The organism is Sphingomonas kaistensis, assembly GCF_036884275.1.
Lineage (GTDB): Bacteria > Pseudomonadota > Alphaproteobacteria > Sphingomonadales > Sphingomonadaceae > Sphingomicrobium > Sphingomicrobium kaistense_A.
This window is the reverse complement of the sequence record NZ_CP145607.1, coordinates 1,722,100-1,743,428: the sequence shown is the minus strand read 5'-3', so window position 1 is coordinate 1,743,428 and position 21,329 is coordinate 1,722,100. Positions and strand designations below refer to the sequence as shown.

Annotated in this window: 16 protein-coding genes; 6 read left to right on the top strand and 10 right to left on the bottom strand. The window is 63.1% G+C overall.

Translation table 11 applies throughout. The annotated features are described in order from the left end of the window. Positions 1-145: 145 nt before the first annotated feature. From V6R86_RS08480 to V6R86_RS08470, 3 genes are read left to right on the top strand one after another with little or no spacing between them, the layout of a single operon-like run. Positions 146-700, top strand: a complete 555-nt coding sequence (locus V6R86_RS08480; protein WP_338503699.1) for a hypothetical protein — start codon at positions 146-148, stop codon at positions 698-700. A gap of 3 nt (positions 701-703) precedes the next feature. Further along, complete coding sequence (locus V6R86_RS08475; RefSeq protein WP_338503697.1) at positions 704-1,333, top strand: hypothetical protein; 630 nt, start codon at positions 704-706, stop codon at positions 1,331-1,333. After that, positions 1,323-1,880 carry an antitoxin Xre/MbcA/ParS toxin-binding domain-containing protein gene (locus V6R86_RS08470; protein ID WP_338503695.1) on the top strand — a complete coding sequence of 186 codons (558 nt, stop codon included), beginning with the start codon at positions 1,323-1,325 and terminating at the stop codon, positions 1,878-1,880. The genes V6R86_RS08475 and V6R86_RS08470 overlap by 11 nt, the downstream gene beginning before the upstream one ends. A 273-nt stretch (positions 1,881-2,153) precedes the next feature. Here V6R86_RS08470 and V6R86_RS08465 read toward each other — a convergent pair whose 3' ends face one another. The 3 genes from V6R86_RS08465 to V6R86_RS08460 all read right to left on the bottom strand — a co-directional run bounded on the left by V6R86_RS08465 (position 2,154) and on the right by V6R86_RS08460 (position 4,718). Next, entirely contained in the window at positions 2,154-3,635 is a 1,482-nt protein-coding gene (locus V6R86_RS08465; protein ID WP_338503693.1) for a hypothetical protein, read from the bottom strand. Continuing rightward, positions 3,628-4,131, bottom strand: coding sequence for an OmpA family protein (locus V6R86_RS13860; protein WP_425335985.1), 504 nt, complete (start codon positions 4,129-4,131; stop codon positions 3,628-3,630). Before V6R86_RS13860 ends, V6R86_RS08465 begins: the two co-directional genes overlap by 8 nt. 77 nt (positions 4,132-4,208) lie before the next feature. Then, positions 4,209-4,718: a hypothetical protein gene (locus V6R86_RS08460; protein WP_338503692.1), complete on the bottom strand. Its 510-nt coding sequence runs from the start codon at positions 4,716-4,718 to the stop codon at positions 4,209-4,211. 902 nt (positions 4,719-5,620) lie between these two features. On the opposite strand from V6R86_RS08460, the gene V6R86_RS13855 reads away from it, so the two are divergent. Beyond that, the gene (locus V6R86_RS13855) at positions 5,621-6,199 is read left to right on the top strand and encodes a thermonuclease family protein (protein ID WP_425335984.1); all 579 of its coding nucleotides are present in this window, start codon (positions 5,621-5,623) and stop codon (positions 6,197-6,199) included. Positions 6,200-6,202: 3 nt separating this feature from the next. Here the strand turns inward: V6R86_RS13855 and V6R86_RS08455 are convergent, their stop codons facing one another. The 4 genes from V6R86_RS08455 to V6R86_RS08440 all read right to left on the bottom strand — a co-directional run bounded on the left by V6R86_RS08455 (position 6,203) and on the right by V6R86_RS08440 (position 16,252). Next, positions 6,203-7,519, bottom strand: coding sequence for a hypothetical protein (locus tag V6R86_RS08455; RefSeq protein ID WP_338503691.1), 1,317 nt, complete (start codon positions 7,517-7,519; stop codon positions 6,203-6,205). Further along, positions 7,516-13,608, bottom strand: a complete 6,093-nt coding sequence (locus V6R86_RS08450) for an AAA domain-containing protein (RefSeq protein ID WP_338503689.1) — start codon at positions 13,606-13,608, stop codon at positions 7,516-7,518. The genes V6R86_RS08455 and V6R86_RS08450 overlap by 4 nt, the downstream gene beginning before the upstream one ends. 176 nt (positions 13,609-13,784) lie before the next feature. Further along, positions 13,785-14,429 (bottom strand): 4Fe-4S cluster-binding domain-containing protein, encoded by a 645-nt coding sequence (locus V6R86_RS08445; protein ID WP_338503687.1) that lies wholly within the window; start codon positions 14,427-14,429, stop codon positions 13,785-13,787. Continuing rightward, positions 14,426-16,252 carry an AAA family ATPase gene (locus tag V6R86_RS08440; RefSeq protein WP_338503685.1) on the bottom strand — a complete coding sequence of 609 codons (1,827 nt, stop codon included), beginning with the start codon at positions 16,250-16,252 and terminating at the stop codon, positions 14,426-14,428. The genes V6R86_RS08445 and V6R86_RS08440 overlap by 4 nt, the downstream gene beginning before the upstream one ends. 172 nt (positions 16,253-16,424) lie before the next feature. Between V6R86_RS08440 and V6R86_RS13850 the strand changes: the two genes are divergently transcribed. Continuing rightward, complete coding sequence (locus V6R86_RS13850; RefSeq protein ID WP_425335949.1) at positions 16,425-17,123, top strand: SH3 domain-containing protein; 699 nt, start codon at positions 16,425-16,427, stop codon at positions 17,121-17,123. A gap of 25 nt (positions 17,124-17,148) precedes the next feature. Here V6R86_RS13850 and V6R86_RS08435 read toward each other — a convergent pair whose 3' ends face one another. The 3 genes from V6R86_RS08435 to V6R86_RS08425 all read right to left on the bottom strand — a co-directional run bounded on the left by V6R86_RS08435 (position 17,149) and on the right by V6R86_RS08425 (position 20,525). Then, positions 17,149-17,670: a hypothetical protein gene (locus V6R86_RS08435; RefSeq protein WP_338503683.1), complete on the bottom strand. Its 522-nt coding sequence runs from the start codon at positions 17,668-17,670 to the stop codon at positions 17,149-17,151. A gap of 269 nt (positions 17,671-17,939) precedes the next feature. Beyond that, on the bottom strand, positions 17,940-19,721 hold the full coding sequence (locus tag V6R86_RS08430) for a hypothetical protein (protein ID WP_338503682.1): 1,782 nt from the start codon (positions 19,719-19,721) through the stop codon (positions 17,940-17,942). A 252-nt stretch (positions 19,722-19,973) separates the two neighbouring features. Beyond that, complete coding sequence (locus V6R86_RS08425) at positions 19,974-20,525, bottom strand: hypothetical protein (protein WP_338503680.1); 552 nt, start codon at positions 20,523-20,525, stop codon at positions 19,974-19,976. A gap of 95 nt (positions 20,526-20,620) precedes the next feature. Here V6R86_RS08425 and V6R86_RS08420 point away from each other — a divergent pair, with 95 nt between their 5' ends. After that, positions 20,621-21,205 carry a hypothetical protein gene (locus V6R86_RS08420; protein WP_338503678.1) on the top strand — a complete coding sequence of 195 codons (585 nt, stop codon included), beginning with the start codon at positions 20,621-20,623 and terminating at the stop codon, positions 21,203-21,205. The last annotated feature ends 124 nt before the right edge of the window (positions 21,206-21,329 follow it).

Here is a 21,329-nt window from a genome sequence, read left to right as displayed (position 1 = left end):
GTTGCACCGGACTTGCACCGGACTGCCTACCGAGAGCAAACGAGCGGATATTCAACTGCAGAAGGGTGAAGGACCAGAGAGGATTGATGGTGAAGCAGTGAGCTTCCTCATCAGATGAAAATCGAAGGGAGCTCGGATTGGCCAGATGGCCGCCCTCGATAGAGAAGAGAGTATCCCATTGAACCTTCACGTCCCAACGCTCGCCGCTCCGTCCCGTCCGACGGCAGCCATCACCAATCTCGTGCAGCGTTCGCTTGGTAACGTTATGTCGGAGCCAGTCACTGCCGGCCTTCCTGCCGGAGCCAAGCTCCTACCGCAGCAGCAGCTGGCGATCGCCGGCACTGTTTGCACCGTACCCCTCTTTCGGGAAGCGATGGAGGAAGTTGCCCAAACAAAAAACGTCGACGTTATTCTGGCCCGTCACGACACCTACCCCGAACTGCTGAGCGCAGTCATGTGGGACGCTGCTCTTCGCGTTAGCGGCCACATTCTCATGCTCACCGACCTCGTTCTCTTCGCGCGGGGCGTCGAAGATTATTGGCTGCTTCCCGCCAAGCCCGGCTTGTCCCTCCGGATCGGCTGTGACGGCATTCACATGGAGTCCGACGGGCCATTCATCACTTGGTACGAGCGCTGCACCGGCGTTTGCGAGGCGGCGAAGCGCATCGTCAAAGCTACTCGGCCTGGACTGGAGGGCTAAGCAATGGCGATCAAGAAGCGCCCTACCCCGCCCTCCTGCGACTACGAGCCCATCCCCGGTGCCGTCGAGGATATCTCTTTCGGCGTGGTGGAAGCATCTGGCGATCCTCAGCGCCGACTCGAGGATGCGATTGGCAAACGCTGGTTCCCGACAGAGCGCCCGGAGGACCTCAGCGCAGCGTGGCCGATACCTACAGCCGCCTCAGCCGAAGTTCTGCTTTCCCGGGGCGCGCCGGACCATTTCTCGTCGGTGCGCCACCTCTGCGAGGCCTACCATTCGAAATCTGGTAACCAAATCAAGCATCTCGCTGCCCAGATTACCATCCGGTTTCCCGGCGTCGACGAGGTGCCGCAGCGGCTGCGCCTGCATGAAGCCCGAGAGCTGGGTCGCGGGTTCGGGCTGCGCCTTGCTTCTAAGCTGCAAGCAGCTGTTGCGTTCTGCTTTCATGTCCCGGCGACATCATGGGCCCACGGAGTCCCGCACTGCCATCTGGTGATCCCAGCCCGTCATGTCCTCAGCGGCTCGGGCTTTGGGCGCTTCATCCCTACGCTCGTCGTCAACCCGGAAGAGGGCCGCGCAATGGTCGATGCCGAGTGGCTCAGCTGGACGAAGGAGAATGGCTATGAGTTCTGAGGAGGAGCTGTTCGCTAAACTGGACCGCTGGCTGGAAACTCTGCCAGCGGAGCCTACGATCTTCCAGGTGGCCGAGACCAAGGATGCGGATCTCTTTGCGGCCTACGTTCTCCGGCACTTCCGGGCCGCCGCCAAGGACGCGGTCGCCGATCGGTTGTCGCTCGAGGCTGGTAAGCTTGGTTCAGCAAAATGGGAGCGTGCTGGTGCGATCGGCGCGATTGTCGATTTCCTTGCGGAGACGTGGCGTCTTTCTAGGGCCGAGCAGCTGACACTCTTGGGTCTTGAAGATGAGGCCGAACTCGTCGCCGTCCGCAGCCAGCCAAGAGCCGCCGCTTCGCACCAGCTGCTGGACCGCCTGACGATGCTCATGGACATCTACCAGGCGCTTCGTTCACTTCTGCCGGGGCGCGAGGATGACGATGCTTGGCTGAGAAGACCGAACATCGCGCCGCTCTTCGAAGGCAAGAGCGCCATCAGCATCATGCTTGAGCGCGGGCGTTCGGGCATCAAGGATGTTCGAGCCCACCTGTGGGCGCAGATATGGTAGGCTCAGACTAAGTCGCAGCTGTCTGCTATGCGCCCTTCTCGAACTTTCCGAGCAAACGATGCGTCGACCGCAAGCGGGCGGTCTTTCGGCTAAGTCTAGCCGGGCTCCCGGCCGTTGCAGCGGCCGGGAGCATTATTGCCGCGGACGACTGATCTCGCGGCGATTGGTACGCTCTCGAGAGGTGTTTAAAAGTCTTCGGCTGATGCAGAAAGAGGAAGGCCGCTCGTTCGGGTAACTCTTGCCCTCGAATGCAACCTCTCCCTCCTGGGCTCCTCACGCACCTGGCGCACCACCACCACCATCAACCCCCCCGGACGCAGCTTTCCTGGCACTTTCCTCTTCGGCGAGGAGATTTTCGAACGACTTGGGTGTGGCCCCTTGCTCAAGCAAGGAAACGCCGATGTTCTTATTTTCCGTCACCACATACCCAAGTAACCGGAGGTTGTCGCCATCATCCATGATCAAGTCATGACCACGAGTCTCGATGCGCTGCTCTCGTTTGCTTTGGCTATAAGAACCTCCGCCACCCCAGCCTACTCCGAATATTTTCGCCTTGGCACTTCCTTTCGCTGAGAAGTCCGACGCGTAATCGTATGACCAATTCTGGGATGAGGTGAACTTGAAATTGAGACCTCTTGCCATGATGAGGTGGGTTGGATAGAAGCGAAGAGTTCCGTTATCTCCCAAGTATCTCTCGAACTTACGCCTGTTCCGCAGGACAAGAGGGTGCGAGAACATAGACGCGTTGAGCCATTCATTGACGATCGGTAGCGCCTGCAGCGACTTGGCTCCGACGGTTACTGATTGGGCGCTGGAGAAGTCGTTCTTAATACTCTGATGACTGCTTACTGAAGCGCTAACTCGGATGAAACGATAGCCACCAGACCCACTTGCAGACCAATCCGTAGTAATGCTTGAATTGGCGACGCTTGTCTTCGACAGAGTGTCACTGAACGAACCGAGAGTGCCGCTTGCGATCTGAGAAAGAGTGGACGTAGTCGTGAGCAGTTTCCGATTTGCAAAGATGCTCGACTCATTATCCGGGAGTCTTGCGAAGTAAATCACATTGAATTTTTTAGCTTCCTCGCCGTACTCACTGTCTCGATATAGAGGGTACCGCATGCGCGAGGCTGGCGACGTTGCCGCAGCGTATGCGTCCACAACGGCTTGATCCTCTGGATTGGTGTAGCGACGTATGCGGAGAGCATCGCTAAGCGCTTGATCGCGGGCCTGCTCCTCGGCGAGGGTGTACATCTCCTTGGTTGTCCAATGCTTTTGAGACCAGTGCTCAAACACGGTTACATCACCAAGATCGTGCATAGACCCTCGGGCGTAACTCTCCCAAGCCTCCCTCCTTTGATCACGAAGAGCCCAGATCTGGGTTTCGTAGTTCCTTATACGTGTGCCTAGGACATCGATGTCTTTGAGTGTCTTTGCATCAAGCTCTTTATACTCCACTAAGCTCAAGAGGTCAGACAAGAACAGAATATACTCGTTTGAAAACTTCGCGTTTGCTAGCAGCGTAACGTTGTCAGCGGCGCCGACTGGATCGATCCGTACGTCGAAGAACTTGGCGAGATTGCCGAGCGAGAACCAAGTATATTCAGGACTCACGTCGATAGGAATCGCGGTAAGCTGAATTTGTACCTTTTGGTCTGTTTGTAGATTTCCAACATTCGTCTTTACAAGCGAGTAGAAGTGGTCAAGAGTAAGCTTGAAGTCCGCCATAACGTCGACTTCTTTGATGTCAGACATCTCTCTCTCCTTCGCGGTTGATCACTATCTCTACGCAGCGATTTGCTGGTTCCGGCATTCCGTCTTCAGTCGGAAAAGGTAGCCTTGTTTCTCCACGCCAGCGGATCAGGAGCTTATCTCCACCAATGCCTTCGGCACGTAACTGGGCCGCGACAGCTAGTGCTCGTCGACGAGAGAGGCGGAGATTTCTCCATCGATGACCGACCCGATCGGCATGCCCAGTCACAGTGATGGACTGGACCCGATCTGACTTTGCGAGTGGCACAATAGCCCGGATGGCTTTGACTGCATCGTCCGTGAGTTCGTCTCCACCGTAAAGGAAATGGATCCTGTAAGGACCGAGATTTGGTGGCTGGTCACGTTCTTCCGCTTGCGCAAGGTCACTACCGAATCGGTAGTCGTGCGTGCTTGGTTCATAGAGCGCTCGTGCGTACCCATCTTGCAAACGCCCCGCCGAACTTGCTGCACTAACAGGCAGCAAGCAGCACAGGATCATGAAAGTAATTGATGCTTTGATGCCCCACCTTGCGGCGGATACTTTGGCTTTCGTGCTTAGGCTTTCAGCGATCGGCATTATGGCTTGGGCTGCGCGCGAAAGATGCTTCCAAGCTGATTAAATGCATACGGAGCGAACAACGATGAGCCCGCAAGAAAGAAGGTGCCCGTTTGCTCGAGCACGCTAGGCATTGCATTTGGCTGCCAGAATGCAGCCCAGATCATGTAGTTGGCGAGAGCCCAAAGGGCCGCAACAAGTACGAGAGACCCTAATACGCCAGCCATTCTGCTGAAACTTGCAGGGATTACATCAGCAGGTGAGCCGGGCGGAAGCTCGGCCGGCTCGTCAGAACTTGCGCCCAGCACCTTAGCCTCCCGCAGAAAATCGGATTTAGCAGCCAGGAGAGCTGCCTGCGCCTGCAAAAGTGCGGGATCCTTTTCGAGGATGATGCTCTTGAGTTCAGTGTTCAGGGAAATCCGCTTGAGGACCCAGAGCACGAATATGTTTAAGCCCACTAACGCGATCAAGAAGGTCAAGGCTCTTGGATCGAGTGTAACCAAGCCCAGCTTTAGACTGTTGTCGGACACCAAGCTTCTCCAGATCCAATCGAGCGGGCCTTACGAAGCAATCTATATGGAAACTAACTTGCGTCAACAACCTCGCGAGCGCCTCGGTTTCTGGAACTTGCTTAGGGCCTTTGACGTGACCGGTCCCGAAACCCCATCGGTTCGGCCGTGCCCATCAGTGTTGGAACCGCAGAGTTGACTGAGGGCTGCCTTGTATCGGCGAGCTTCGCCGCCTCTGCAGTCACAGGGCGAATACGTCGAAATCGGAAGGTGGCCGTGTATTGCTCTGGTTCGGTCAACGTGCGACTTTGCTGTCATAGGACTCGCGCACGCAACATGCTTGCGCTTGACTTCGTTGGGAACTCAAACTCGAGAGGTGCGCATGGCCGAGTATCCGCCACGGGGCAATATCAAGGGTCGCGTTTCTGAGGATGGCCAAACCTTTGTAGAAACCGGCCGAGACCTTCCATGCGAATTGATGGTTGGGCCGCGGCAGGCAGCCAGCGAAGCTAAAGTCGATCTATCAGCTCACGCGGGTCAACTGGTAAATGTTCGATACGAAGACACAAGAAGTGATTACGTAGCATACCAGTGCGACGTAGGAACGAGCGACGGCTGACAAATGCGATTGCGATAGTGCCGGCGACTGCCTGCGCGGACGCGTCCAGCATCGCCTTCCGATGTAACGCGTTCTGCCGGGCAATCCGCTGCCGCTCGGCCTGCTTTGCCGCTCGGTCCATCGCGCGCATCGTGCGAACCAAGCCGCGGGCGAACTGCCGCGAGATGACCATCTTCCCCCCTAGACTTCCGTTCCCCTGCGAGCGCTTATAGAGAATTGGGCCCCCTGCGGCCTGAGGGGGTTCTCATTGTCTTGGATTGCATTGGCACTGGCCGCGCAGGTTACATTCGCCGGTCGCGCAGAGGTGGTCGACGGCGACACGCTGCACGTCGGGAGCGAGCGCGTTCGCCTGTTCGGTGTCGACGCCCCGGAAATGTCGCAAACATGCGGGGTCGGTGCAGAGAAGGTGCCCTGCGGCCAATTCGCGGCACGATGGTTGAGATCGCGTGTCCAAGGCAGAACGCTGCAGTGCTCCGCGATGGACCGAGACCGATACGGACGCGTCGTCGCGCGCTGCAGGATTGATGGCGCCGATCTCGGGCGATCTCTTGTCGAGACAGGCTGGGCTACAGCGTACCGCAAATACTCCCTCCAGTACATCGATGCAGAGGGCCGCGCCCGGGCGGCGCGGCGAGGCATCTGGGCACTCCGTTTTCAGAGACCCGAGGAATACCGGCGAGCCCGTACCGCGACGGTTGCGGCGCAGGCTCCACCCGACCCGCGTTGCTTGGTGAAAGGTAATGTGAGCTCGAAGGGAGCACGCATCTACCACCGCCCGGGGTCCCGGGACTACCTGGCAGTCCGGATCGACCCCGGAAACGGGGAACGCTGGTTCTGCAGCGAGGCCCAGGCAGCCGCCGCCGGCTGGCGCCCACCCCGGTGACGATCAGCGGAGCGTTCGCTCTCGCAGCGCGGGAGCATCCGCGGCGGCGACTCCGCCTTTCGCTCGCTCGACCGCGATCCGCTTGAGCGGCGTGGCCCCGATGGGTAGCGCACGCTCGATAACTAGGCCACCGCCGGTCGTCTCCAGAGCGTCTTGCAACTTCGAGACGTCGCCGCACCAGATCGTCTCGGCGTCGCGGTCGCGGCCGGGGTGTGGTCCAGAGCCGCCCGCCTCGAACGCAACCGGACGCAGCTGCATGCGCTCGGCGCCCGCCACCGCACTGACTTCAACACCGTAATCTGGTCGCGCGGCGCTCCGGAGCACTAGTCGCCCCTCGTCTGCCAGCGAAGTCGCCATACCTTCGGTGACCTCATAGCCAAGGCCGGCGAGACCCTCGAGCACCGCCGCACGGCGCGCAGCCGTGGCGCGCTTGGCCCGAAGATCGTCAATGGCGGCACGATCCGAAGCGATCGCAGCCTCGAGTGCCGCCGCGTCGAAGCTCTCGATGTCGCCCTCTGGAATTGCTCCCCCGGCAGCCGCAAGTTCGGCGCGCACGAGTAGGAGGTCGGCCCGCAACGAGGCGCGCTGGCGGGCGTCGCTCAGCCTACGCCCGGACTCCACCTCCAGGCCGTCAACCAGCAAGCCGCGACGAGCCGTATTTGCCAAGTTGGTCTCGTCCAGCCGCGCCCGCAGGCCTGCCGTGTCCACTCCACCGATCGCGTCGAGCTCGTCGAGGCGGGCGGCGATCCGCTCGATCGCCGGGTCCGCGGGCGCCATCGGCTGCATGGCGAGCCAGTCCGCGAACGACGAGGCGGGTGACCCGTCCATGAGGCGCGCCGCAAGGCCGGGGGCAGCACCTTGCTGCCTTGTAGCTTCCGCCAAAATCGCGAACCCGGCGGCAAGCGCTTCCGCGTCACCCCGTTCCAAGGCTGTCGCCATGCCGACGTCGAGGGGAGCGTCCAGCTCCCGCAGCCGGCGCAGAAGGGTAGCCGCCGCTTCACGCCCGCGCCGCTCTTTCGACCGAGCGGCCGCCTGCTCGGCTGCAATCGCTACTAGCCTGCGCTGCATGTCGGCCCGCAGAAATTCCTCCTCGACCGGGGCTTGCTTCTGCAGCTCCATGAAGCGGTCGGCCGCAATCATCGCGGCCAGTGCGTCCCGCCGCCTTTGAGCCGCAGTCACCGCCTCCTCTTCGATGCAGTCGTTCCTGCGTCCAATCCTGATCCATTCCGCGAGCGCCGCATCCACGCGGGCTAGGTGCCCGTGGCAGATCTCCATGATCTCCTCGCGCGTAACAATGCGCACGACCTTCGGTCCGCTCACGCCAGCACCCCCATTGCCGAGATTACCGCTCTCCGCAGCCGCTCACGCTCCAGGTCAGGCTCATGGAACCAACGATGCGAGGAAACCCGGTGGATCGTCGGGATCGACCGCCTTAGCACGTCCGGCCGCCACATCTCACGGGCGCGGGCGCTCTCGAGGAGCGGATGCCTGGGCGCGTCGCATTCAATGCCGATCCCGTAAAGCCCAGAGCGCGGGTCCTCGATCGCAAAATCGAGGCCGAAAGCGCCGTCGTCGCCTACGGAAGCGGGTTCCCAGCCTAGCGAGCGGATCTCCTCGGCCACTGCCACCTCGAGGCCGTCGCCAGCCCCCTCACGCGAACGCTGACGACGCGGCTCGGGCGTCAGCCGCGAGAGCAGCGCCTCGGCAGCCTCGAGATCGCCATCTGAAAGCGCACGGGCATACTCGAAGTAGGCTTGGAGGAAGTCGCGGGGGCTACCGGCCTGTCGTCGCGTCGAGAGCAGGTCCGAGATCAGCGGGATCGGCATCGAGGTCACCAAGACCACCTTCTGCCGCGCGCGGGTCACCGCGACGTTGAGGCGTCTCTCCCCACCGGTCTGCCCGAGCACCCCAAACGATCGGCGGAAGGTCCCCTGAGCGTTGCGCCCGAATGTCGAGGAGAAGACGATCACGTCACGCTCGTCGCCTTGCACGTTTTCGACATTCTTGACGAACAGGCCCATGTCCTCACCGCCCTCCACACGCTCGCGTTCGCGGGAGAGCGCCGTCCGGAAAGCGGGATCAGCTTCTGCACGGTCCTCCAGGACCTCCTCGATCAGGTCCGCCTGCTTGCGGTTGAAGGTAACCACGCCGATGGTCGGAGGGCTGGTGACGGTGTCAGCCCAGATGTCCCGCAGGATGTCCGCAACCCGCTCCGCCTCCTCGGGGTTGGTCTGACCGACGTAGGTGCCGTCGACGCGGATCATCTCGACCGGCCGCTTGCGTCGCACTTCGTCAGCCGGATGGCGCGCCGGCACACTCAGGCGATTGACGTAGAAGGACGCATTCGAGAACTGGATAAGCTCGCGGTACGCAGACCGGTAGTGGATCTGCAGCGTAGTCGACGGCAGCACAGTCTTCGCCAGTTGCAAGAGATCGGGGCAGTCCTTGATCTCGCGCCGGTTCCAGGTCTCCTCGACCGCGTCGCGGTCCTCTTCCGGTAAATCCTCGTCGGCCGCCTGCCCCTCGAAGACCTCGGCCTCGTCGTTTTCGACGCGGCTGGAGAAGAAGGCAGTGGGAGGCATCTGCTTCTCGTCGCCGCTCACGATCATCGCGCCGCTGCGATAGAGTGTCGGAAGCGCATACTCGACCGGCATCTGCGAGGCCTCGTCGAAGATGACTGTGTCGAAAAGAGCCCTGCGCAAGGGAAGAAGCCGGCTCGCGACGTCGGGATTCACGAGCCAGACTGGCCGAAGCTGCATCAAGCCGAGGTCCGCGCCACGCTCGACGAACTCTCGCAGCCGACGGGCGCGTACACCTCGAAGCCGCGTAATATCCTCCCATTCGCGGAGCGGCCTCAGGCGACTGGCATCAAGCCCATCGACGAGGAGCCGGCGGTTTAGGCCACGCATCTCCCTGTCCGCAGTCTTGAGCGAGGCCGCCTTTGCCTCGAGCTCGTCGGCCTCCAGCATCAGGGTCGGGTCGGCTGCCTCCATACGGGATTTCCAGGCGAGCCGCGCTTCGATGCCCATAATGCGCCGCACCGTAGGCTCGAGGTCCGCGCGCGGCAGCTGCTCAAGTTGATCACGGATCCTCGCCAATTGGCCAAACACCGCCATCGCCTCGTCGCCAAGCTGCGGGACCCTCGCGCGAAATCGCTGGTAGGCGGACACGTGCGGCAGCTCATCCAGCAGCGGCGTGGCGGCCTCCGCCCCGGGTGCGTTCGCCCCAATGGCTGCCTCGCGCGCCTCGATCCAACCGTCCTGCATCCACGGTCGCATGAGCGCGAGGGCGGCACGCGAGGCGGTGCGAGCTGCATGCCGCGCGAGACCTTGGTCGATCCCCTCGATGAGATCCTCGACCGCGCCACGGGTGGCGGCACGGGCCATCGCCAGGGCAACGCGCGGCTCGGGATAGGACTCAAGCCGCAGCACTAGTGCCTCGGCAGCGGCAAGTTCCGCCTTGAGCACCCGGAGGTGCGCCAGAAGTTCGGGAACTCGCTGCGGCGGAAGCTGGCCGGCGGGCTCGCCGGCGGCAGTGGTCACCTCGATCAGTCGCGAGCGCAGCGGCCGCAACCCCGTCTCCCGGTGAAGCGCGGCTCCCAGGGCGGCACGATCGGCCAAGCCCTGCCGGCGCATCAAGCCCCGGCGTTTCCAGGCAGCCATCCAGCGGCCTGGAGACAGCCGTTGAAGGAGAGTCGGACGACGCAGGAGACGGTCCGAGATCGCGAGCCACTCTTGAAGCTCCGCGTCTTCCATTGCGCGCGCAACCTCGACTGCATCCGTCGGGGCTTCGTCCGCGGCCAAGGCGAGCATCGCACGCTCGAGCTCCGCCAACTCTGTCTGCGCCGCAGTGGAACCGGGCTGGCGATCCGCGGCCCCCGCGAACCGGTCGAGCCAGCGCGCCAGGCGTTCTCGCTGGCTTTCGTGGAGATCAAGAAGGCTCCTGCCGTTCGCAATCGACCAAGCACGATAGGGCTCGGGATCCTCGATCGCCAACGCATCAGGGGTCCGCTCCAGGACTTCGTCCCGCGACATCTCGGCGATGTGGAAGGCGCGGATGTCATCCCCGAAGGTCTCAACGCTTCCGTCATCGGTGCCGAATGCACGGGCTTCGGCCAACGGGCTGCCCTCGTAGCGGGCGGGGAGCCAGAGCCGGGCCGTCGGTGCACAGACCTCCTGCAGCACGGCGAGCCTGCCCGGATCCAGCCCGGCCAACGTGTGGCGCAGTGACGGGAGCGCGGGCGTGGCGCCCTCGCGGGCAAGGCCGATCAGGTCGCCAAGGACCAGCCGATACGAGAGGCCCGTTTGTTGATCCGCGGCGTGCAGAGCGCGGTGCTGGCCATCGAGGTCGCGCTCGAGAGCCTCGATACGCGCGGCAGTCTGCTCCCGCTGCTGACGCCAGCCGGACGCGCCGTGCGGGCGTTGGAAGAGGTCCTCGAGCTGATCGCGGACCGCACGAATGACGGGCTCCCGGTCCTTGTTGACGTCATTCACCATCACGATGCGATTACCGAGACCCGCCGCTTCAAGCCGCTTATGTACCACCTCAAGAGCCGCCTGCTTCTGGCAGACGACCAGCAGGCTGCGGCCGGTGCCGATCGCGTCGGCGACCATGTTGACGATTGTCTGGCTCTTACCCGTGCCCGGCGGACCCTCCACAAGCAGACCTCGGCCGGCCCTCGCCTCCAGGACCGCAGCCTCCTGGGAGGGATCGCTGTCGGTCGTGAAGTAGCGCTCGCGCTCGGGGACGTGCGGCACCTCGGGGCGGCGGATTTCCTCGCCGACCCTGAACGCCGTCTCTAGGCTGCTCCCCGCAGGCGGCATGGCCTTCAGCTGCCGCAAATCCTCCATGACGGCTTGCCCCATGAAGCCCAAGTGGAACAGCGCGGCAGAGCAGAAGACCCGGTCCTCACCAGGCGCGACGCGCAGGTCCTTCGAGGGCAAGGACGCAAGCGTCGGCCCTTTTGCTTCGGCCAGTTCGCCGAAAGCCTCCACTACCTCGGCGGCCGTCGCTGAGGAGCGGCCCAGCACCTCGTCAGCTACATCCTGCCAGCGTCGCGCCGCGTCGATGCCGAGGAGCGTCTCGAACGCCGGATTGAGACGGACCTCCTCGCGGTCCCGGTCAAAAGCGAGAGTGACACGGCCACGCGAGCCGGTCTCCGGGTGAAGCCTGACTGGCCACAGTAACACAGGCGCGATGCGCGGCCGCGTTGAACGGTTGGCCTCCTGCATCACTAGGAATGGAAAGCCAAGATAGAGTCCGTCAATACCGGTGTCGCGGCGGTAGAGCGTCGCGTGGGCATGAAGGGTGCGAAGCCGCCGCTCAACTCGCGGATCTTCAGCGAACGCGTGCGGATCGACGTCGATGACCTGCTCGTTGCGCAGTAGCACGTGGTCGAGGAGCGACGCCGCAGTTCGACGTGGACTGTCGAGTTCGGCGAGGTCGACGCGCGCGGTCGTCTTCCCGACGATAAGTCTGGTGAGCGGTCCGCGCATGATCGCGCCTGTGATGCGCCGCGCGTAGAAGTCGAGCAGCGTGGCGACGTAGGCTTGGCGCGGCGGCTGTCGCCATTCGCCAGACGGAACCGCCAACAGTGCGAGAGCCCGGGCGAGCGGCAGGCGCCGCTCAAGCCGAAACTGGTCACCCCATTCGTCGATGCGGTCCCGACCACACCTGGCGAAGCCCTCGAGGCGGGCTTCGATCTCGGCGTGGAGCTCGCGCCGCGACGTCGCCGTCCGAGCTAGAGCGGCATTCCGATCGAAGGCGTCGACACCGGCCCGGCGCGCAGCGTCCTCCGCCTCGTCGACAATCGCGTCGGCTGCGCGGAACTGGGTGGCGGCCGCGCTCAGCAGGAGGATCAGGTCCTCCTCCTCGGTCACGCGACGCTCGACGATCGCGAGCAGTCCGGGGTGGTCGGTATCCGGGAGGATGCGGCGGCGCTCGTCCCATACGGCAGCCAGGCGACTCTTCGAGGTCGAAAGCGCCGTGACACGCAGCTGCGCTTCATCGAGTTCGACGTCGAGCTGGCGCGCGCGCTCGCGAACGCGGGCCTCGCGGCGCTTGAGGCGCGCCAGCCAGACCTCGTCGTCGTCCCGCTCGAGCCGATCGGGCACGGGCCCGGTGACCAGCGCGTAACCCTCTTCGGGATGGTCCAGGAGCCAGCCCGGCGTCACAATCTCGCCGCGCACCACCAGCGGCATCGATGGGTTGAGCGCCTTCAGCGCCAGCGCCAGGCGCATGTCATTGGACACGCCCTCAAGCGTGACGATTGAGCGGATCTCGGCCCTTAGGCCGGCATGCTGACCAGCCTCCTCGAGCCAAGTGGCGAGCTCGCCGCCGAGCAGCATGGAGCGGGCCTCGTCCCAGGCAGTGGCCTCGGCGGCCGCGAGCGCGAAGCGCTCCGGACTTGGGTGCCTCGCCCCAGCCAGTCTTATGGAGCGCCCGCCTTCGTGGTCAGCGGCACGAAGCGCCGGCGGCGCCGGCGGGACTTCGCCGGCGAGCCAACGCTGGAGCTCCGCCCACTGCCACCGAGAGTGACGGTCGAGCGAGAGCAGGCCGCGCAGCAGCGCGTCAACGGGCGGCGCCAAGCCGTCGGGTATTGGCGCTCCGTTGGTAAGCACCGTGATGAGGAATGTTTGGTCGTCCGCACCGGCGAAGCACTCGCCGCGTGTGACTTGCTCGAGAATGAGCATCCCCAGGCTCCACCAGTCGCTCGCTGCGGCGACTCCGCCAGCGACCGCCTCGGGGGCGGTGTATCGGGTGATCTCAAGCGGCGAGACGACGTCTAGGTCATATTCCGAGAGGCGGGCCGAGCCGAACCCGCCGAGCACGAGATCCAGCGGCTCGCGTTGACGGACGAGGATGGCCCCCGGCCGCAGATCACGATGGCGAAGCCCGCACTCCCCCAAAGCCGCGAGCGCGCCGCCGACCTCGCGCAGGATACTCGACATCGTGACATGATCGTCAGCCAGCAAGCCTAGGTCGGCAAAGGTGCCGCCACGCACGTCCTCCGCGACCTCGTACGCCCGGTCCTCCCAGCGCCCCGTCTCGTAGATCTCGGGCACGTGGTCGCGGTTCAGCGTGCGAAGCGCGTCATAGACCTCCGTGTCCGGCTCACTCCCGTTTGCGTAAAGGGTGAGGACCGCCTCGCGACCGTCATCGCCGTGGACGACCTCGTACCGCTCGCGCACCTGGCTAGTGGTCGGCAGACGCCGGAGGAGCCGCCAGCCCGCAACGACCGTCTCGGAAGCCGCCTCCGCGGCTGAACTCGCCCCATGATCCAACCCGGCCGGGGCCAGGTTCGGCCGATCGGACTCTTCGAGCGGAGCAGTGTTATCGGCGCTCTCCGCGATGTCACCGCCGCATTCTGCGCACATGATGTCGCCGGGGTCTACGGCGTGGCCGTTCACGCAGAACGGCGCCGCTGCCGCGCCAGGGGCAGCGGGAGCGATCTGCTCCGGTCGCCAGCCATTAGGTCGTAAGGGCTGCGACGACAGCGGCCAGTCGCAGGGCGCGTCGTCAACCTCACCCTCGCAGAAAGTCTCAGTTGGAGGGCGCTCAGACCGGCAGTTGGGGCAGAACCTGATCAAGAGAATGCTCCCATTTTGTCGGACGTGACGGCGCGGTGCCCAGCGGCCGCAAGAGCGCGCCTGAGCCGTCCCATCTCGCCGCGTGCTGGGATGCCCGCCAGCCAGGCGTGGCCGTGCTCATCGAACGCCACGTCTAGCCGTCGATCGTCGGCAGTGGCTGGACGGTCATAGGCCAGCATCCCCGCACCGGCGGCAGTCAAGACTTGAATGCGTTGGTTGTCGCTGCCGCGCATCGCGAGCGTCTGCGGCAGATCTGAGCGAAACGGTCCGGTGACAAGCGCATCGACTAGGCCGGGGTGATCGGAAAGCCACCCCTTAACGTCGGCAAGCTCCCTACCGGTGAAGATGAGCGTAGGGGACGCGGCGGTAGTGCGCCAGTGCGTGAGGATCGCGGCAAGCGCGTGCGGCTGATCGAACGGCTCGCCGCCCGAGACGGTCAGTCCATCGGCCTCGCCGGCAATCGCGGCGAGCCGATGGAGGACATCAGCGAGGAGCACGGACCCGACGCCCGGCTCCCATGTGTCGACCGAGATGCAGCCGGGACATCGGATGGAGCAACCCTGGAACCACAGGCCGACCCGCCGTCCTGGGCCGAGGGTGGTGACGGGGAAGTGCAATCTCGAAATGGAAACGGTTGTCACGCGTCCTCCAACACAAGGGTCGTGACGGTGCCGGTCTCGACGCGCAGCACGGTAGCCGGGACATCGGACTCGCGGTCGAACAGGGCGCGAGCGAGCGGATTGATCAAGTGTGCCTCGATCTGATTGCGGATGCCGCGGCCGCCGTTCGAGAGGTCGGCGGTGCACAAGTGCCGTAGCGCGTCCCAAGCCTCGGAAGACAGGCTGATACGGTAACCGGACGTCTCCGCATCGGCCAGGACCGAGCGCACCATGGACGCGAAGATCTCCTCCGCCACTGCTGGTCGGATGAAATCGAAGACGATGACGTTCTCACCGAAGCGGTTGAGGATCTCGGGGCGGTTCAGGACTAACTTGAAGTGGTTGCCAATCTCGGCGCGAACGCGCGAGCGCACCTCCTGGAAGGGTTGGTCTGGCGTGACGTTGGCTTGGCGGCTGCCATCGGGTGCAGTCGAATAGATCCCGAGGTTCGAGGTGAAGACGATCAGCGCCTCCGAGAAGTAAACTCGGTCGCCTCGGCCTGACGTCAGGACCCCGTCGTCGAGTATCTGCAAAAACTTGTCGAGGATGCGCGGATGCGCTTTCTCGATCTCGTCGAAAAGGACCACCGAGAATGGGCGCTCACGGACCGCGTTTGTGAGTTCGCCGCCGGCGTCATAGCCGACGTACCCGGGCGGCGCACCGATGAGCCGCTGGTCTGCGTGCTCGGCGCTGAACTCAGACATGTCGAAGCGAATGTATGCGCTCTCGTCGCCGAAGAGCAGTTCGGTGATGGTCTTCGCCAGCTCGGTCTTGCCGACCCCGGTCGGCCCGGCGAGGAATGCAATGCCGCGGGGCCGACCCCCGCGACGCCCCCCGCCGATGCCCGTTGCCGCGCGCTTTACGATATCCAGCATGTGCACGACTGCGTGGTCCTGCCCAACTACCCGACGCTTGATGATGTCGGCGCCGCCACGGATCCTGTCGCGCTCTATCTTGCGCCAGGCATCCTCCGTCACGCCAACCTTGTATCGTCGGACGGCCTCCGCCACGTCCTGCACCGTTACCCCTTCGGTTCGCGCAAGCTGCGAGACCGCGCTGAGGTCGACCAGCAGCATTCCCTCCGTGGCGTCCACTAAGTCTGCCACGGCCGCGTCTACCACGTCCTGTCCAGCCTCGCGGGCTCCAGGCATGCCGCGGACCAGTGACGGCGCGACGGCGCCCCGCGCCGCCCGATCAGGCGGCGCGACCGGTATGTGGCGGAGCCTCGGGTTGTCGATCGTCAGCCAGTCGGGGAGATCGCCCTCCCTCTCGGCGATCCAGACTACGCAGTTGTAGCGGGGTGCGCGGCAAGGCCCGACGGGGCGCGCCTCCGCTGACTGGCTCAGCACGAGCGCGCGGGTGAAGAGAGCCTGCTCCTGCGGCGACAGCGCATCGTTGCGGACAACGAGGCGGGAGGCGAAGTCAGCGACTAAGGCGACCGGAGGACCGTCGAGCCTGACAAGCCGCTCGAGCGTGGTCCCGAAGAGATCCTGGCCCGCCGGGGCCCGGCCGTCGGACGGCGTAAGCCCGAGCCGGGTGAGGACTCCGTCGGGGTCACCCTGAGACCCGTCGGGGCGCGCCAGCACCGCGAAGCCCGTAAGGGGATCGTAGCGGACAACATCGGCGTAACCACCCTCGCAGAGCGTCGCCGCTAAGACGTCGGACAGCGGGGCTGCGACGGCAGTCCCCCCGACGTCGCGTATCTGCAGGTCCCGCACGTTGCCGGTCAGCACGAACTGGCTCTTGAGGGGAAGAAAGCGCGTTAGGTCGCGGACCCAGCGCGGCCGCAAGTCTTCTTCGCTCACCTTCGTGTTCCCCCATTTTCGGACGACTCCCTTCTTCCAGGTTCGTCGCGCGGCAGACTATCGGGTCGAGCGCTTATTTCAATGCGGACAGTGACTTGTTGCCCTGAACGGGACAGTTCGGCAGTCTGTTCTCAGGGTCGGCGGGAGAACGCGGCCTAGGGGGAGCACTGCAATGAGGAAGCCCGTAAGGATCGACAGGGCGTCCGGCACGCAGCCGACGTCTGCAAGGTTAACCACGCTTCCGGCGACGCCAGCGAGATCGACACAGCAGGACTCTTCCGTGGGCCAGGGCTGCGGCGGCGTGCTGGCGATCATCTTCATCCTGTTTCTCTTAGGAAAGTGCTCGTCAGATTTTTCAGAAGCGCCCCGCGCTTCGCCTCAGGCCGCGGTGTCGGAATCTGCCTACGTTGCGGCGCGAAGCCTGAACTGCCGGCGTGAGCCAAATGCTTCGGCAGCGGTATCGGAGGGTCTCACCCGGAACATCCAAGTGATCGTCGCTGAGCGCCGCGGCGAGTGGGCGCGCGTCACCCGCGCCGGCGGCGATTGCTGGGTGTCGAGTTCCTTCCTTGCAAGCGCCCCGGGTGAAAGCACAGCAGCCGCTGACTCGACGTCAGGCGCGCAAGGGCTGATGTCAGCCGGCACCGGCTCCACTGTAGCGGCGGGCGGCGCGGGGTACGTCGCCCGTAAGAGAGGCAAGTCAACGCGGGAGTACTCGCGATCGAGGCATCGGGGCGCATCCCGCAACTACCGCAGCTCGAAGGGTAGCTACTCGGGTTCAAGCTGCCCCTGTTCCGGCTCGCGCGTTTGCATCGGCCCGCGTGGTGGGCGCTACTGCATCACCAGCGGCGGCAACAAACGGTACGGGGTGTGACGATGGTCTCTCGGACGTGTAGGGATCATAGCAGGTCCGACAGCATGTCCCTGATCTCTTCCTCAGCAACCCCCAGCTTCGCGGAAGAGTACTCGATCGAGAAGCTGGTCTCATCACCTCCGAAGCCGTTTGCACCCAAGAACACATTCGTCAGATCCTCGGGCAGCTGCGCATAGGGTCTTTCCCATATGGTGAAGTAGTGGCGCTCATTGGCACTGAGTCCTTGCGTCCAGTCGCGGTCCTCGTCCCAAATCGATCCGGCCACTAGGAAGTCAGTCGTTTTTCCGGGTCCGTACCTCTTCTCCAGCTGGCCTCGGAGGTCGCCATGCTGCTGTCGAACCCGAGTTCCATAGGCGTCGTTGTTGAGGACCGGCGAGACTGCCTTGATCCACACGACACCCAATCCAGGTGTGGCCTGCACGACATATTGCTCGAAGGAAGGATGGGGCTTGGGCGCCGATACAAAGAACTTCCCCTGTCCCAGGTCAGTTAAGATTTGTAGGTCCGCCACTGCGGAGTAGAATTCAATCCCGAAAGGTGCGGTCATATATACCTCAACGCAGTTGAGCCGGCCTAAGAGAAGCAAGCGAGCGCGGCTGGACGGCACTTCTCCGCGCTTCATGCGGCGAGTAAGGCTCTAAGTCGAGTACCGTTAAGCGAAGCAGGTGCCCGGCAGCATTAACATTACCCCGCGTCCGAGCAGGCGCGAGAAGCGCTTGTAAGGGCCAAGCGCCCACCTCAGCGGCTCTTCACCGTGGCTCGCGTTACACTCTCAATCCGACTGTGCTGCCCTCCCCGCCGTTCCATGTAGCTGATCTACAACTTCACTGTTTCTGCTGGCACGCCCCAGAGAGTTGTCCATACTGTCTGCTGCTTGCGTCGTATGGCCTGACACAGCTCTTCGACCTGCCACCGCATCTTCTCAATTTCTCGAATGCCTTCCAGCGCATCTGCTTCTTCGAAAGCGATGGGCATTGGAACTTCGAAGGCCCGCAGATCCGCCATTTGGAGCATCTGTACTGACGTCCCACCAGCAAGTGCCTGAAGGCGATCAATGACCCCTGGTGCCGTAAGAAGCGCTGCTAAAATCAAGGAGAGATCCGACCGAGGCTCGACCCTGGCTCGGACAATGGCGAAGCTCTGGGAGATCACCCACGGCCGTCCATCTTTGCGAAGATCTGGTACCATTCCCACCAGCCCAACCCTTCCCTTCACGCAAACCACTATGTCGCGAGACTGCACAGCCGACCGGGACACGCGGTCTCGATCTGCCAACGAGAAGCGAACAAGTTTCGAGGGTCGGGTCACCCCCCCATCAACGATGTCGGCGGTAGTGAGTTCGTGCGCCTCGAAGGACTCTTCGACTTCGGCGGGTAGCGTTTTCGCGGCCTGCGGCCTTATGACTTCAGCGACGATGTCGAGCCTCATCGGAATCGAACGTCGCGGCCGTGTGCTGGGACCTGGAGGGCTGGCCCCTAGGTAACGCTCAACGGAGAGATTGAAGGCTTCGGCCTCGATCTCAGCAGTAGGAACACTCCTGTGTCTCTCCGGGCTCTCACCTAGCATCGCCGGTAAGGCCGCGAGATGCGCAAGCAAGTGCTGCTGAGTTGGCCGAGCCACACTCTCCGCTAAACGCCGTCCATCGTGGAAAACGACTTCTCCGGGCTCGTCCCGCCCGAAGATCAACAGGGTAGAGTTCGTTTCGCGACCAGCACCGCAAACACCTGCGGGAAGTGATGTAACCACAGCGTTTGACCGGCGCAGGATCATCTCTCGGATACGTCGTTCCTGGCCTGAACTTCGATGAAGAAAGCCATCCGTTACGACCGTTATCATGGTCTTGGACCAAAGATCGTCCAGTTCCTCGAACTGCAGGACCTCAGCACGTTTGGGCCCACCCCCGTCTCCCAGGTCGTACCGCTTCCCCAGAGGTGGCAGAGAAAAAAGGTGTTCGACTTCGGAAGAAGACCAGCATGACAGTTCTGAACGCCTACTGCCGAACGCGCTGCGCGAGAGAGGGTCTCTGACATCGACCGACAAGCCACTCCGAGTTCCTATGCCCAGCAAGGCTGACGTTATCGCCACGATCTCGTTGCCAGCGAAGAACCTGACTGGATTCGATACCGCAAGCCGCAAGGCCAAATGCGACGCTTGCGGGAAAGCGCACGCAACCGACTGTCCTCGCTCTACTGGTGAGCCGGCAATCATCAGCTCGGCCAAAGTCGGCGACAGAACCCCACCCGTACCAAGATGCAGATTCAAGATGGTGAGGATATGGCTCGCCACCGACAGGCATGCTGGTCCATAGTCCGGATCCACTCCCCGGGAGATCGCACTGGAGATCTGCCGGAGCAGAGCCTCGTCGAGACGCCGAATGGGCGGGTTGAGCAACCAAGCCCGGGCCAGAGCACCTCCGTCGAAGTCCTCACCCTGCGGCAGGGCGGAGCCTAGGGCAGTCAGAGCCGCAAACGGGGCTTCCGTGCGGGCGTGACGACCAAGAAGTTGCTGCGCTGCCAGGAATGCTGCGGCGCAGATCGCGTAATCGTCAACGCGGCCGCGTACGCCCCAACATTCGTGATTGAGATCAACTCGCTGCATCGCTTGCCCCTCCAGCAGCAACGCGAGTGGTATGGCGTGACACATCTTCGGTGGTATGCGGTGACACTGCATGCTCGTGGTAAGCCGTGACACAGCTACCCGGAACGGGCGCAATACCGTAAAATTTCCGGGCCAATTTTACTTTGCGGGGCAGCGGGGCTGCCCGTCGGCGGCTTTGCCGCCGGGGCCTCTGCAGCCGCGTTCGACGGCTGCTACGGCAGTTTGCTTGGGACCAAGTCACGAGCATCGAGCTTACTGACCGTCAAGCTCTACGAGGATGCCCGCAATCCGGCGAAGTCGCTCGGGCGATACTGCTGCCCAATGATGGTGCGTAATCCCGTGATCGCTGTAGAGCCGGTTCACCGCAGCTGCAGCAGCCGGATAAAGGCCGACGTCTGCCTTGGTGGAATGCTTCAGCAGCGCCTGCTCCTGCAAGGCCCGGTGCTCCGCCAGTTCCTCCTCATTCGTCTTCAACTTCAAGCTGACACGGATCGCGTTGATCAAGAGATGCTCTAGTTCTTCGCGTCCCTTCATCGCGGCGGCTTGAAGAGCGCGGACAGCCAGCTCCGGGTAGGTGGTCTTTAGCGCCGGGTGCTGCAGCCGCCGGCGGCCGTCGTCCGATGTTGGCCCCCGCCGCAAGCCGGCAACCTGTTCCTGGAGCGTCCGCACACGTGCAACGAGCTTGGTCAGTTCTGCCCCGTGCTGCTGGGCAGCCAAGGCGATGAGGATGTCCGCTACCGCATCTGCGGGAAGATCCAATGCGGATTCCAAATCTTCCCCTTCGCTATTGAACCAAATCTTCATGACGCTCTCCTCTTTACAACATATGACATCGCTCATAAGTTAGATGTGATCAAGGGGAGAATGAAATGGCGTTACGGGTTAGTAAGGCGGCCACGGTGACGGCTCTGCTGGCGTCGCTGGGTCTCGCGCCTGCCGAACGGAAGAAGCTTGAGGCTCGTCTGGCATTCATCGGCCGGACTGGGTTCCCGGCCGGGATCAATGCCGGTCGGGGATACCGTGGCGGGTACACGTACGAGCAGTTCTGTCAGATCTTCATGCTGCTGCATCTGCAGCGGATCGGCCTGTCGCTCGGCTCGGCCATCAAGGTCGTCCAGGCTCATTGGGCGCTCGCTTGCGCCCCGATCGACATCGCGTTCCAGAACGCGTCGGACCAGTTGCAGTTGACCTTCTATTGGGTCTTTCAGCCCGACGAAGCTCTGCCTGGAGATGAGTCCGTCTCGAACGGAACGTTCAACGTCTATGGTCTCGGGCCGGGTGAATCCCTCGAGGAGAAGGTGGCCCTCGGTCCGCATTTTGCGGCGATCAATGCAACTGCGGTGATCGCTAAGGCAGACACCGCCTTGAAAACCGCACTCGATCCCAGTGTGCGGGATGACCTCGTTGAAGCCCACCGGCTGTGGAAGGGTGAACTTAGCGCCTCCCTCCGCAAGCACATGAAGAGCAAGTCCAACGCCGCGTAAGCAGTCCTACGCTGCGACTGCCACATAGCCGCTAACGAGACCCGGCGGCCTACAGCCCGGCGGGCTCATCCAGATCAAGCAAGAAGATGCCCCATGAGCGAGATGACCCCCATCGCGCCGCCCA

Bases quoted from the DNA above. Each gene is read 5' to 3' on its own strand.
- V6R86_RS08435 (WP_338503683.1), bottom strand. From the start codon at position 17,670: ATGACCGCACCTTTCGGGATTGAATTCTACTCCGCAGTGGCGGACCTA.
- V6R86_RS08475 (WP_338503697.1), top strand. From the start codon at position 704: ATGGCGATCAAGAAGCGCCCTACCCCGCCCTCCTGCGACTACGAGCCC.
- V6R86_RS08465 (WP_338503693.1), bottom strand. From the start codon at position 3,635: ATGTCTGACATCAAAGAAGTCGACGTTATGGCGGACTTCAAGCTTACT.
- V6R86_RS08430 (WP_338503682.1), bottom strand. From the start codon at position 19,721: ATGCAGCGAGTTGATCTCAATCACGAATGTTGGGGCGTACGCGGCCGC.
- V6R86_RS13860 (WP_425335985.1), bottom strand. From the start codon at position 4,131: ATGATCCTGTGCTGCTTGCTGCCTGTTAGTGCAGCAAGTTCGGCGGGG.
- V6R86_RS08425 (WP_338503680.1), bottom strand. From the start codon at position 20,525: ATGAAGATTTGGTTCAATAGCGAAGGGGAAGATTTGGAATCCGCATTG.
- V6R86_RS08470 (WP_338503695.1), top strand. From the start codon at position 1,323: ATGAGTTCTGAGGAGGAGCTGTTCGCTAAACTGGACCGCTGGCTGGAA.
- V6R86_RS13850 (WP_425335949.1), top strand. From the start codon at position 16,425: ATGAGGAAGCCCGTAAGGATCGACAGGGCGTCCGGCACGCAGCCGACG.
- V6R86_RS08480 (WP_338503699.1), top strand. From the start codon at position 146: ATGGCCGCCCTCGATAGAGAAGAGAGTATCCCATTGAACCTTCACGTC.